The sequence below is a fragment of the Massilia suwonensis genome (genome assembly GCF_042655665.1).
In the GTDB taxonomy this organism is placed as follows: Bacteria; Pseudomonadota; Gammaproteobacteria; order Burkholderiales; family Burkholderiaceae_D; genus Telluria; species Telluria suwonensis.
In genome coordinates this window covers 366,022-378,206 of the sequence record NZ_JBHSMR010000014.1, presented here as the reverse complement: position 1 = coordinate 378,206, position 12,185 = coordinate 366,022, and the positions used below count along the sequence as shown (strand labels likewise).

The following is a 12,185-nucleotide window of genomic DNA, read 5'->3' as shown; positions in this document are numbered from 1 at the left end:
ATCCACCCACACCGTATTTACGCGAGCACGCGGGCCAGTACCTCGAGCAGCGCGTCGGCCTTGATCGGTTTGGTGAAGTAGAAATCCATGCCCGCCAGCTCGGCGCGCATTCGCGTGTCGTCGTCGCCCCAGGCCGTGAGCGCGATGATGCAGGCGCTGCGTCCCCATGTGCGCTGGCGTATGCGCCGCGTCGCTTCGCAGCCGTCCATGCCGGGCATCGAAATGTCGAGGATCACGGCGCGGGGATGGAAGGCATCGCCGAGGGCGAGCGCGTCGCTGCCCGAATAGCCGACCGCCACATGGTAGTCGTAGATCGAAAGCAAGGCGGCCATGGTATCGGCGGCGTCGGCGTTGTCGTCGGCGATCAGGACACGGAGCTTCGGTTCATGCGGAGTCATATAATCCAGGTAGTGTGCCGCTCGAACGCAGTGTGGAGAAACAGAACCGCGCAGCTTACCGGGATTCGGGCGCCGGGCGAAGTCGCAGGGATTGCGACAGCCTGTCGTGCGGACGGCCCGTGTTCCGCTGATGCGGTGAAGTCCTACGCAGTGTCATGCCGATTGCGTCGTGGCGTCGCAACTTTCACCATCGCGCGCCGCAGCAGAAGCCCCTATCATCGCGCTCGCCCGGCAGCCGGCACGGCCGTACTGATTTCATGATGATCCCATTCTTGCTACCATTATCTGACCCGACACTTTTCCCAGGCGTCTCCACTCCATGATCCGCGTTGTCATCGCCGACGACCATCAGCTGGTGCGCGAAGGCGTCAAGAAGGTCCTGTCCGTCGACCCGGATATCGTTCTGGTGGGCGAGGCCGCGGACCTGGCATCGACGCTGGCCGTGCTGGAAACCGCCAACGCGGACCTGCTGCTGCTCGACCTCACCCTGAGTCCCGTCCACGAGCTCGATGCGCTGCGCACGGTCATGGAGCGCGTTCCCGGCATCCGTGTGCTGGTGCTGAGCTCGCACAGCGAAGCGCGTTTCGGCATCAGCATCCTGAAGCTCGGCGCGGCCGGCTACATCCCGAAGTCGCTCACCGTCGACGTGATGCTGAAGGCGATCCATAAAGTGCATGCGGGCGGGCGCTACCTGAGCGACGGCCTGGCGCAGATGCTGGCCGACGAAGTGATCTCGCCCCAGCCCCGCCATGCCCATGAGCGGCTGACCGAGCGCGAACAGCAGGTGCTGCGCCTGCTGGCGCTGGGCCACCCGGTCAAGCAGGTGGCGGCCAGGCTCGACATCAGCGTCAGTTCGGTGAATACCTACCGCGGCCGCATCTTCACCAAGCTGCAGCTCAGGAGCAATGCCGAGCTGATACGCTATGCGCTCCAGCACGGCTTGGTGAGCTGAGCGGTTTTCTCACGCGCCAGCCGGCTCCGTTCCGCTTGCGCGGCGCTTGAGCAGGTGGCGAATGCGCGCGCTCAGGGTGCCGACGTCATAGGGCTTGCGCAGCAGGTCGACGCCTTCATGCAGCCTGCCTTCATGGGCGAGCACGCCTTCGGCATAGCCCGACGTGTACAGGACCTGCGCCTGCGGCAGGCAGGCGCGCACCACCTCGCCCAGCTGCAGGCTGGTCAGCGGCCCCGGCATGATTACGTCCGTGAACACCAGGTCGACCTGCTGACCGCTCCTGATCATGTCGGCCGCGGCCGCGGCGCTGGACGCCTGCAGCACCTGGTAGCCGAGCAGCGACAGGCTGGCGCAGGTCGATAGCCGGACGTTCTCCTCGTCTTCCACCACCAGGATGGTTTCGGGACCGCCCTCCAGCCGGCTCGCCACGGGAATTTCCTGCGGCACCGGCTCGGCATCGTTGCGCGGTAGGTAGATGGTCACGCTGGTGCCCTTGCCAGGCTCGCTGGACAGGACGATCTCCCCATTCGACTGCTTGACGAAGCCATACACCATCGACAAGCCCAGACCGGTCCCCTGCCCGAGCGGCTTGGTCGTGAAAAACGGCTCGAACGCACGCGCCATGATCTCTGGACTCATGCCCTTGCCGTCGTCGGCCACCTCGATCGCCACCCAGCGCCCCTCCGACATGTTCAGCGGCAAGGCCTCGCCCGGACCGACATTGACGGCGCGGATACGCAAGGTGCCGCGGCCGCACAGGGCGTCGCGCGCATTGATGGCCAGGTTCAGCAGGACATTATGGAGCTGGTTCGGATCGACCAGGATGTTGCCCAGGTCATGGGCAATCTCGGTCACGACATCCGGGCTGGGTCCGAACATGCGGCGCGTCATGCCGTGCATCTCGCGCAGCAGGTGCGCCGGATTGGTGACGGTCGCCTGCAGCGGCTGGCGCCGCGCGAAGGCCAGCAGGTGCGAGGCCAGCTCGGCGCCGCGCCGCACGCCCGTCAATGCCGTATCGACACGAATCTTCCCGGCCTCCTTGACCGCGTCGCTCAGCTTCAGCAGTTGCAGATTGCCGCCGATGATCTGCAGGACGTTGTTGAAGTCATGGGCCACCCCGCCGGTCAGCTGGCCGATGGCTTCCATTTTCTGCGACTGCAGCAGGGCCGACTGGCTGGCGGCCAGCTCCTCCTGGCTGCGGCAGAGCGAGTCGAAGGCCGCGTCGAGCTGGCGCCGGGCGACGCAGGCATTGCTATGGTAGAGCACCCGTGCGTTCAGTTCGCGCGGGTCCGGCCATTTGACGAGGTAATCGCTGGCGCCGGCGTCGAAGGCCCCGGCTTTCATGTCGGGATTGTCTTCCGCCGACAGGATGATCACGGCAACGTGTTGGGTCTCCTTGTCGGCACGCAGCCTGCGCGTCAGTTCGAAGCCATCCATCCCCGGCATGCGCATGTCCACCAGCACGATGGTCGCCGCGACTTGCCTGGCCAGTTCCACCGCGGTGGCTGGCTCCTGCGTGAAATGGAAGGTGTGCGGCCCGCAGGACTTCAGACCATGGGAGACGATGTCCTGCGAGAAGGACTCGTCGTCGACCAGGAGAATGGAAGGGGCTTGGAAGGTGGGATCGGTCATCGCAACAGCCTGCAAATGGTTGAGTTAAGGCGTATTGCATAACCAGGCAGCGGCGATTCTACCGTCTTGAATCTTCGGCGATCGTCACAATAAACACGACGGCGGCGTCGGCGCCCGTGCGACAGGACGTGCTCTGGCGCATGGCGGACAGGAACGCGCCCCGCTATAGACCTCGCCGTTGTCGCCGCGAGCGCCGGCGCGGGCGCTTACATCTCCTCACAAACCGGACCGACCCAATGTTCAAAAAGCGTTAAGCTCTACTCAGTAACCTGGAAGTGGGCAGCACATCATGAAAACGCAATTGCTTGAAGACATAGGCCAAAACGCAACATTATCCCCGGCCCCTCCCCGGCAGGCTGGACAGCCTGGCGCGAACAAACCGCTGCAGCAGCCTGCGAAAGAGACGTCGCTCTCTGCCGGCCAGCCCGATGAGCAGGCGGCGCCGGTGGACCTGGATAGTGTCTTCGAGGAAATCGCCGCGCTGGAGGCGCAGTACGTGCCTCCGGCACAGCACCAGGAACCTGTCCCTGCCCCGCCCGAAGTTCAGCCCGACCTTCAGCCCGAGCCTCGGCACGACCCTGCGCCGGCCGTCGCCATGGACGCAATCCGTCCCGAGCCGACCATTCCACGCGCGCCTGTGTTTGCCCCTCAGCGGGACCCGGCCCCGGACCCGGATCCGGCGCACGGCAGGACGATACCGCAGGACCCGGTGTTCGACTTCACGCTGCCGACGCCGCAAGCGCAAGCAGCCGAGCCGTTCACGCCTAGCCACAGCTGGCCCACGCCGTCCAGGCAGCGCCGCTCTCTGTGGACCGCCGCGGCGCTGGTAGCCGCGCTGCTCGCCGGGGGCGGCTGGTGGGCATACCAGGAATACAGGGACGTCGGTTCGCTCGCGTTCCTCGCCAGCCAGTCACAGGAAATGCGCCAGGACAGCACTGCCGCGGACCGCACGGCCAGCGCCGCAACGCAGCCAGCCCCGGCCGCAGCCATGCCCGAGCGCGCCCGCGCGCCTGAAGTGCCGCCCCCTGAAGTACCGCCCCTCGTAATGCTGCCACCCGAACCGCCCGCTGCCCTCAAGACCGAACAAAGCCCGTCATCGCCGCCGGAACAGGCCGCCCCCGCGCTTGCACCTGAGCCAGCGTCCCAGGCGGCGCCGGAACCTGAAGCGGTCGCAGAACAACGATCCGTTTTCCCCTTGCCAAAATCCTTGAGCCAGGCGTCGGGCGAGCAGTCCGACGCGGCAGCCGAGCCGGCGCCGCGCAAGTCCAAACCCAAACGCGAGCCCGTCCGCCAGCTGGCACGAGTGTCCGCTATCGAGCCGGAAAAGCCGCTGGCGGGTGAAGGCGCAATGAGCGCCCTATTGCGGGCATGCCGGGAGCACGGCTACCACGCGGCGCAATGCGTCAAGCGGGGCTGCAGCCTGACCCAGTATGGCTTCGCTTGCCGCGGACGCTGACGGGGCGCCGCCCGGCTTCACACCAGATCCGCGAATCCCACCCGGTCCGTCGTCGCCGCGCGCGCGTCCTCGACGCCGATCTTGTGCCCGGCCAGCAGTTTCTCGAGCGAGGCGTTCATCGTATGGCAGCCGGGATCGCGTCCGCTGTTCATGTGCTCGCGCAGGGCGCCGAGGTCGCCCTCCTCGATCAGGCGCGCGACCGTCGGGCTCGGGGTCAGGCATTCGGTGGCGAGGTGGTAGCGGTTGCCTTCGCTCGAAGGCAGCAGCGCCTGGCACAGGACGCCGCGCAGCGCGTGCGCCAGGGCCTGGGCCTGGGCTTCGGAGTTGCCGAGCAGGCGCAGCATCTTCTGCAGGCCCATCTCGGTCGAGCGCGCATGCAGGGTTGCCAGCACGAGGGGGCCGGATTCGGCCAGGGCCAGGGCTTCCTGGGCGGTCTGGGCGTCGCGGATCTCGCCGATCATGATCACGTCCGGGCGCTCGCGCAGGGCGTCCAGCGCCCCGAGGTAGTAGCTCTCGACGTCGCCGTCGATGCCGACCTCGCGCTGGGTGATGATCGATTTACGTTGCGGAATCAGGGTTTCGACCGGGTCTTCGATGGTGATGATGTGGCCCGAGCGGCGCTTGTTGATTTCGTCGAGCATCGACGCGATCGTGGTCGACTTGCCCTGGCAGGTGTCGCCGATGATCAGCACCAGGCCGCTGGTGAGGCGCGCGAATTCCTGGGCGTCGGCGTCCAGACCGAGTTCGGACAGCGGCATCGGCTCCTTCGGGAAGCGGCGGATCACGCAGCCGAGGCGCTTCTTGCCCTGGAAAGTAAAGCAGTTGGCGCGGATGCGCGCCGTGTGCAGGTCGATCGAACGGTCGAAGGCGCGGTCGGCGATGCGCTCGGCCCAGTTCGGCTCGATGACTTCGAAGAATTCCTCCAGCTCCTCGCGCGTGATCGGCGAATCCGTGACCGCCACCAGGCCTTTCGGCTGGCGCAGCATCAGCGGGCTGTTCTGGTGGATGATGATGTCGGAAAACACCAGGCGCGAGTTCAGCAGATGCAGGATCTGCTCGACCAGGGTGCCGAAGACCGGGTGGTCTTCGTTTTCGACATACGACAGCGTGGGGATTTGCGAGGACTGGTGGAATTCCATCTGGCGTGGCTCTCTTAAAATTCGGCGTGTCGTTCAGACAATACCGACCATTATAAAACCATGCCCGCTAGAAATTGCAGCTGCTGATGAGAAATTCTTAGAGCCTGCCACAGTAGTCCGGGGGAAGCTGATGGCGATGCCAGGCAAGCGAAGGCAAGGCGCGAGGAGGCCGCATGGCTGGGCCATGCAACGACGAGCAACGCAGCATTCGCTTGTCAGGCGCGCCAGCAGAGACTCCGGACTGCTGGGGCAGGCTCTACCGTCCCAATGCTGCAACAATCCGGTCACCGAACAACGTCAATGCAACACCGGCCACCACGACGAGCGCCCCGGCCATGCGGATCGCCGACACCTTGCGCACCGCCATCTGCACCAGGCCGAAATTATCGATCGCCATCGACATCAGCAACTGGCCTGCAATGACCAGCACCACCAGGTTCAGGAGGCCGATGCGCGGCGCCAGGAACACGGTGCCGAACACGAAAGCCGCGCCCAGCATGCCGCCGGTGAGCTTCCACAGCGGTTGCTGGGTCAGCAGGCCGAGCGACTCGCCCACCCCGCCGCGGGCAAAAGCCGCGATGCCGAGCACGACGGTGCCGACGCTGAAGGAGATCAGGGCCGCCACCACCGAATTGGCGTGCAGCGCGTGGGCCAGCTGGCTGTTGACGGCCGCCTGCACCGAAATGAAGATGCCGACGCAAAAGGCCAGCGCGAATAAAATCGCGTTCATGATTACTTCCCTACCGGTAAAGCCGGAAACAAAAAGGGCAAGATTGTAGTGGATGTGGGGCGCGGCTGGTGGATTACGGGAAACGTGCGCGACGGCCAAGCCTGTTTTGCATCTATCATGCGGCCCACCAGCAAACAAGCGGAGCGGCAGGATGGGCAAGCGCATCGTCGAGACAAGCAAGTTCCTCAGTTTCGTGCTGCGGCACCAGCCGCAAGCCATCGGCATCGACCTCGACCGCGAAGGCTGGACCGACATCGACGCGCTGATCGCCGCGGCGACACGGGATGGGCGCCGCCTCGACCGCACCCTGCTCGACGAGGTGGTGCGCACCAACGACAAGGGGCGCTTCGCCGTATCGAGCGACGGCTTGCGCATCCGCGCCGTGCAGGGTCACTCGACCGCGGCGGTGGCGCTCTCGCACCGCGCGCTGGCGCCGCCGCCGCTGCTGTACCACGGCACGGCGAGCCGCTTCGTCGCCGCCATCATGCGCGAGGGCTTGCGCGCCGGATCGCGCCACCACGTGCACCTGTCGCAGGAACAGGCCACGGCGGCAAGCGTCGGGGCACGCTATGGCGTGCCGGTCGTGCTGCACGTCGACGCGGCCGCCATGGCGGCGGATGGCTTCGTCTTTTATCTGGCCGATAACGGCGTCTGGCTGACGGATACGGTGCCGCCGCGCTACCTCGGCCGCTGAGGGATTATCGTTCCGGCTTGCAGCCTGGTCGCGCTCCTGCGCAGTCTGTCGCATTCCCGCTGCGCACGCCGCCGCGCGCGGCTAGCATTCCAGCATCGACAACCGTGAGGACAAGACCATGAACAAAACCTTCTCGAGCTTCGCCCGCCGCACCCTGCTCGCCGCCTGCATCGCCGCCGGCGTGGCCGCCACCGCCCAGGTCGCCGCCGCGCCCTGGAACTGGGGCGGCGAGCAGGTGCAGGGCAGCGGACGCGTCGTCAAGCAGGCGCGCCAGGTGGGCAATTTCAACGGCCTGTCGCTGGGTCTGCCGGGCCATCTGGAACTGCGCATCGGCAACAGCGAAGGCGTCACAATCGAGGCCGACGACAACCTGCTGCCGCTGATCGAGACCGTGGTCGAGAACGGATCCCTGAAGATCCGTCCGAACAAGCGCAACCTGAACCTGCAGTCGAAATCGATCCGCATCGTGGTCCAGGCCCGCTCGATCGAGCGCCTGTCCCTGGGCGGCTCGGGCAGCATCGACGCCGACGCGCTGCGCGCACGCAAGCTCGACGTCGACCTGGGCGGCTCCGGGTCGATCAGGCTGAAAGGAGTCGAAAGCGACATGCTGGCCGTGTCGCTGGGCGGCAGCGGCGACCTGCAGGCGTCCGGCGGCAACATCGGCAAGCTGACGGTCTCGATCGGCGGCTCGGGCGACGTCGATCTCGGACGGGTGCAGGCGAAGAGCGCCAGCGTGACCATCGCCGGCTCGGGCGAAGCGACGGTCTGGCCCCGCAACGAGTTAAGTGCGACGATCGCCGGCTCGGGGGACGTGAATTACTACGGCGACCCGCAGATCAGCAAGTCGACCGTCGGTTCGGGCGGCGTACGCCGCGTGGGTGCGGCGCCGAATTGAAGGTTTTGTTGGGTGGGCATGCCCACCCAACAACAGCCACCCACAACCATTAATGCTGGTGGCCGCCCGCCTTCGGCGCCACATAGGCCATCGGCTGCACCTTGGCCTCGACCGTCACGCTGCTCTTCTTCTTCGCGGCGTCTTCCACCACCAGCGTCACCGGCACGGTCTCCCCTTCCTTCAGCTGGCGCTTCAGGTCGAAGAACATCACGTGGTAGCCGCCCGAGGCCAGGTCCACGGCCTTGCCGGCCGGGAGTTCGATGGAATCGACCTGGCGCATGCGCATCGTGTTGTTTTCCATCGCCATTTCATGCAGCTCGGCGCGGCCCGCGGCGGGGGTGCTGACGCCGACCAGGCGCGCGGCGCTCGCGGATTGCACGCGCATGAAGGCGCCCGCCGCCTTTTGCTGGGGCACGGTGGCGCGCACCCAGGGCTCGAGGACAGTCACTTGCGCCAGCGCGCTGGTCGAGAACAGGGCCGCGGCCAGCAGGGGAAGAAGTCGGTTCATGGCGGATTCGCAGAAAAAAAAGAAATGATACTTCAGGCCGCTGCCTTCAGGGTCTCGCGTTCGACCAGCACGGTGTCGACGCTGTCGGTCAGCCACAACTGGCCGTCCTGGATCGTGCACTGCAGCTGCATCGAACGCTTGGCCAGCTTTTCCAGCGCCGCGCTGGTTTCCGCCGGGATGTTGATGACGGTGAGGTTGCGCGCACGCTCGAGCTTGTTGGCAATGCCCTTCCACCAGATGTGGCTGGTCGCACTGTACGCATACACGTAGACGTGTTCGGCGCGGCCGCAGGCCTTTAACAGGCGCTTGTCGTCGGGCTGGCCGACTTCGATCCAGGTGTCGATCGCGCCGGTGAGGTCCTTCTGCCACAGGTCCGGCTCGTCGGTATCGAACAGGCCCTTGGTAAAGGCCAGCGCGTCGTTGGCGTGCAGGGCAAAGGCGAGCACGCGGATCATCACGCGCTCGTCGGTTTCCGATGGGTGACGGGCGATGGTGAGCCCGTGTTCCGCGTAATAGTTGCGGTCCATGTCCGCAATCTGGAGGTCGGCCTTGTAGATGGTCGCTTTGAGTGCCATTGCTGCGTTAAAACCTTTATTTGAAGACCACGGTCCTGTGGCCGTTTTGCAAAATGCGGTGTTCCACGAACCACTTGACGGCGCGCGCCAGCACCACGCACTCGACGTCGCGCCCGATCGCGGTCAGTTCCTCGATCGTCATCGCGTGGTCGACCCGCTCGACGTCCTGCTCGATGATCGGACCTTCGTCGAGTTCGCCGGTGACGAAGTGCGCCGTGGCGCCGATCAGCTTGACGCCGCGCGTGTGCGCCTGCGCATACGGCCGCGCGCCCTTGAAGCTGGGCAGGAAGGAATGGTGGATGTTGATCGCCCTTCCCTGCAATGCATTACACAAACCCGGCGACAGGATCTGCATGTAGCGCGCCAGCACCACCAGGTCGATCTTGTGCATGTCGAGCAGTTCGATGATGCGCGCTTCCTGCGCCAGCTTGGCTTCCTCCGGCGCGCCGGTCGCCAGCGGCAAGTGGTGAAACGGGATATTGTAACTCGCGGCCAGCTGGTAGAAGTCCATGTGATTGGAGACGATTGCCGGAATCTCGACCGGCAGCAGGCCGCTCTTGTAGCGGAACAGCAGGTCGTTCAGGCAATGGCCGATCTTCGAGACCATGATCAGGACGCGCGGCTTGGCGTGGGCGTCGTGCAGCTGGCCGCGCATGCCGTTCGCTTCGCACAGGGCGGCAAAGGCGCCGCGCAGGTCGGCATCGAGCACGCCCGCATCTTCCAGCGCGAAATGCACGCGCATGAAGAACAGCTGCGATTCCGGATCGCCGAACTGGGCCGAATCGATGATGTTGCAGCCATGCTCGGCCAGGAATCCGGCCACGCGCAGCACGATGCCGCGCTGGTCATGGCAGGACAGGGTCAGGATGTATTCCGGATGCGTCATGGTAGGGGCGGGAGGAGTGATGGGAGTCTCGGCCATTGTCGCATGCATTCGGAAAACCGTTGTAAGGCAGTCATGCAGAAAGCATCTCCAGAAAAAGCGCACGACCGTCCTTTTTCGGGTAGAGTAAGCGGCTCATAACAACTTGAGGAGACCTCCATGACGCAAGCCACCAACGACCAATTCCTGCTCGCCGCCCGTCCGGTCGGCATGCCCAAGGACAGCGACTGGCAGCGCGCCACGCCTGCCCTGGCCGAGCTCGCCGACGGCGAAGTGCGCGTCAAGATCCTCTACATCTCGCTCGACCCGGCGATGCGCGGCTGGATGAACGATGCGCGTTCCTACGTGCGTCCGGTCGCGATCGGCGAAGTCATGCGCGCGGGCGGCGTCGGCGTGGTGGTCGAATCGAAGTCGCCGAAGTTCGCCGTCGGCGCCCACGTGATGGGCGTGATGGGCGTGCAGCGCTACTGGCAGGGCCCGGCTGAGGACAAGGGCGCCATGCTGGCCCAGGTCGATCCTGCCATCGCGCCGCTGCCGGCCTGGCTCAACGCCCTCGGCATGCCGGGCATGACGGCCTATTTCGGCCTGATCGAGGTGGGCCAGCCCAAGGCCGGCGAGACGGTCGTGGTGTCGGGCGCGGCCGGCGCGGTCGGGATGACGGTGGGGCAAGTGGCGAAACACCTTGGGTGCCGCGTGGTCGGCATTGCCGGCGGTGAAGACAAGTGCCGCTTCGTGGTCGAGGAGCTCGGCTTCGACGCCTGCATCGACTACAAGGCCGGCCCCGTGCACGCCGGCTTGAAGCAGCATTGCCCGCAGGGCGTGGACGTGTATTTCGACAATGTCGGCGGCGAGATCCTGGATGCGGTGCTCACCCGCATCAACATGAAGGCGCGCATCGTCATCTGCGGCGCGATCTCGCAGTACAACGCGACCGAAGCGGTGAAGGGCCCGGCCAACTACCTGGCCCTGCTGGTGAACCGCGCGCGCATGGAAGGCATGCTTGTAACGGACTATGCGGCCCGCTATCCTGAAGGTGTGGCGACGCTGGCGCGCTGGATGAAGGAAGGCAGTTTCAAGAACCGCGAACATATCGTCGAGGGCTTCGAGACCTTCCCGTCCACGCTGAACATGTTGTTCAAGGGCGAGAACCTCGGCAAGCTGGTGCTGAAGGTGGCCGACGCCTGAAAAATGCGTGAACAGGACTCGCCGCTTGCGCCAAATCTTGGCGCAAGCGGCTTGGCTGAACTCCTGCGGTCCTGCGGCGTCTACTGACACTTTACCGTTTTCGTCGAGGATTCCATGACCGCCCGCTTCTCCTTCGATTCCGCTTCCCTACCCGACCTGCGCGCCCAATTCGGCGCCCAGGCCGATTTCCTGGACCAGGTGTCGCACCACGCCTTCGATACCGCCCGCCAGCTCGGCGAACTGAACGTGCGCCGCATCATTCTCTTGATGCGCCAGGTCGTCGACGACGGCATCCGCATCGGGCGCGCACTGCTGGCCTGCAACGATCCGCTACAGATGGGCTCAGTCGCCCTGCGCGAAACCCAGCCCGCGGCCGAGCACCTGCGCAGCTGGCAATCCTTGCTGATGAGCGTGCTTGCCTCCAGCGGCGCCACCCTCGCCCACGACGCCAACGACGGCGGCTGGCAGGCGGCCCGCCGCGCCACCGGCGCCGAGGACGTCGGCGCCGCGCACAACCCCACCTGATCCATTCACACCGAGGAGGAGTCATGGCATCGACCGGCAATCACCAGGAAGGGATCACGGACGCGCTCGCGCTGCTGCGCGCCGAGCACGAGCACGTGCGCCAGCTGTTCGCGCGCTGCGCCGGCCTGCACGGCCTGGAAGACGCGGAAGAAATGATGGCCGAACTGGTCGACGAGCTGTGCGACGCGCTCGTCACCCACACCATGCTCGAGGAAGAGCTGTTCTATCCCGCGCTGCGCGCCGCCAGCGGCGACGACGAGCTGTACGACGACGCCGAGCTCGAGCATGCAGGCGCGCGCGAACTGATCAGCCAGCTCGAAGTCATGTATCCGGGCGACGAGCACTTCGACGCCACGCTGGCCGTGCTGGCCGAGGAAATCGCGCACCACATCGCGCTGGAAGAAAGCGAGATCTTCGAACAGGCGCGCGCAGCGAACGTGGACCTGGTCGAACTCGGACACCGGCTGGCGCTGCGCCGCGCCCAGCTCGACGACGACCTGGCCGCGCCGCCCCTCGCCATCGACGGCGCCGAGCCGCACGAGGGGCGGCGTACGCCGCCGCGGGCGCCGGATTGAGCAGCACGGCAGTCCGGTGCCCAAAGCGAGGGGAACTA

14 protein-coding genes are annotated in these 12,185 nt (G+C 65.8%); 7 read left to right on the top strand and 7 right to left on the bottom strand.

The window, feature by feature from the left end; genetic code table 11:
* Positions 1-17 precede the first annotated feature (17 nt).
* Positions 18-398: a response regulator gene (locus ACFPQ5_RS22085; protein ID WP_379760851.1), complete on the bottom strand. Its 381-nt coding sequence runs from the start codon at positions 396-398 to the stop codon at positions 18-20.
* 319 nt (positions 399-717) lie between these two features.
* On the opposite strand from ACFPQ5_RS22085, the gene ACFPQ5_RS22080 reads away from it, so the two are divergent.
* Positions 718-1,350 carry a response regulator gene (locus tag ACFPQ5_RS22080; protein ID WP_379760849.1) on the top strand — a complete coding sequence of 211 codons (633 nt, stop codon included), beginning with the start codon at positions 718-720 and terminating at the stop codon, positions 1,348-1,350.
* Between the two features lie 9 nt (positions 1,351-1,359).
* Here ACFPQ5_RS22080 and ACFPQ5_RS22075 read toward each other — a convergent pair whose 3' ends face one another.
* Positions 1,360-2,982 (bottom strand): response regulator, encoded by a 1,623-nt coding sequence (locus tag ACFPQ5_RS22075; protein WP_379760847.1) that lies wholly within the window; start codon positions 2,980-2,982, stop codon positions 1,360-1,362.
* Between the two features lie 289 nt (positions 2,983-3,271).
* On the opposite strand from ACFPQ5_RS22075, the gene ACFPQ5_RS22070 reads away from it, so the two are divergent.
* Entirely contained in the window at positions 3,272-4,438 is a 1,167-nt protein-coding gene (locus tag ACFPQ5_RS22070) for a hypothetical protein (RefSeq protein ID WP_379760845.1), read from the top strand.
* A gap of 17 nt (positions 4,439-4,455) precedes the next feature.
* On the opposite strand, the gene ACFPQ5_RS22065 is transcribed toward ACFPQ5_RS22070, so the two are convergent.
* The gene (locus ACFPQ5_RS22065; protein ID WP_379760843.1) at positions 4,456-5,577 is read right to left on the bottom strand and encodes a type IV pilus twitching motility protein PilT; all 1,122 of its coding nucleotides are present in this window, start codon (positions 5,575-5,577) and stop codon (positions 4,456-4,458) included.
* Positions 5,578-5,833: 256 nt separating this feature from the next.
* Positions 5,834-6,307 (bottom strand): DMT family transporter, encoded by a 474-nt coding sequence (locus ACFPQ5_RS22060; RefSeq protein ID WP_379760841.1) that lies wholly within the window; start codon positions 6,305-6,307, stop codon positions 5,834-5,836.
* 151 nt (positions 6,308-6,458) lie between these two features.
* Here ACFPQ5_RS22060 and ACFPQ5_RS22055 point away from each other — a divergent pair, with 151 nt between their 5' ends.
* Together ACFPQ5_RS22055 and ACFPQ5_RS22050 are read left to right on the top strand one after the other, a co-directional pair.
* Positions 6,459-7,001, top strand: coding sequence for an RNA 2'-phosphotransferase (locus ACFPQ5_RS22055; RefSeq protein WP_379760839.1), 543 nt, complete (start codon positions 6,459-6,461; stop codon positions 6,999-7,001).
* A gap of 118 nt (positions 7,002-7,119) precedes the next feature.
* Positions 7,120-7,896, top strand: coding sequence for a head GIN domain-containing protein (locus ACFPQ5_RS22050; protein ID WP_379760837.1), 777 nt, complete (start codon positions 7,120-7,122; stop codon positions 7,894-7,896).
* Positions 7,897-7,945: 49 nt separating this feature from the next.
* On the opposite strand, the gene ACFPQ5_RS22045 is transcribed toward ACFPQ5_RS22050, so the two are convergent.
* The 3 genes from ACFPQ5_RS22045 to purU are packed head-to-tail and all read right to left on the bottom strand — an operon-like array spanning position 7,946 to position 9,865.
* Positions 7,946-8,404, bottom strand: a complete 459-nt coding sequence (locus tag ACFPQ5_RS22045) for a copper chaperone PCu(A)C (RefSeq protein WP_379760835.1) — start codon at positions 8,402-8,404, stop codon at positions 7,946-7,948.
* A gap of 32 nt (positions 8,405-8,436) precedes the next feature.
* Positions 8,437-8,979, bottom strand: a complete 543-nt coding sequence (locus ACFPQ5_RS22040) for a YaeQ family protein (protein ID WP_379760833.1) — start codon at positions 8,977-8,979, stop codon at positions 8,437-8,439.
* A gap of 16 nt (positions 8,980-8,995) precedes the next feature.
* Positions 8,996-9,865: a formyltetrahydrofolate deformylase gene (gene purU, locus ACFPQ5_RS22035; RefSeq protein WP_379761394.1), complete on the bottom strand. Its 870-nt coding sequence runs from the start codon at positions 9,863-9,865 to the stop codon at positions 8,996-8,998.
* 156 nt (positions 9,866-10,021) lie between these two features.
* Here purU and ACFPQ5_RS22030 point away from each other — a divergent pair, with 156 nt between their 5' ends.
* From ACFPQ5_RS22030 to ACFPQ5_RS22020, 3 genes are all read left to right on the top strand, one after another.
* Entirely contained in the window at positions 10,022-11,047 is a 1,026-nt protein-coding gene (locus ACFPQ5_RS22030; RefSeq protein ID WP_379760831.1) for an NADP-dependent oxidoreductase, read from the top strand.
* 114 nt (positions 11,048-11,161) lie between these two features.
* On the top strand, positions 11,162-11,572 hold the full coding sequence (locus tag ACFPQ5_RS22025) for a hypothetical protein (protein ID WP_379760829.1): 411 nt from the start codon (positions 11,162-11,164) through the stop codon (positions 11,570-11,572).
* Positions 11,573-11,595: 23 nt separating this feature from the next.
* Positions 11,596-12,147 carry a hemerythrin domain-containing protein gene (locus ACFPQ5_RS22020; protein ID WP_379760827.1) on the top strand — a complete coding sequence of 184 codons (552 nt, stop codon included), beginning with the start codon at positions 11,596-11,598 and terminating at the stop codon, positions 12,145-12,147.
* Positions 12,148-12,185: the final 38 nt, after the last annotated feature.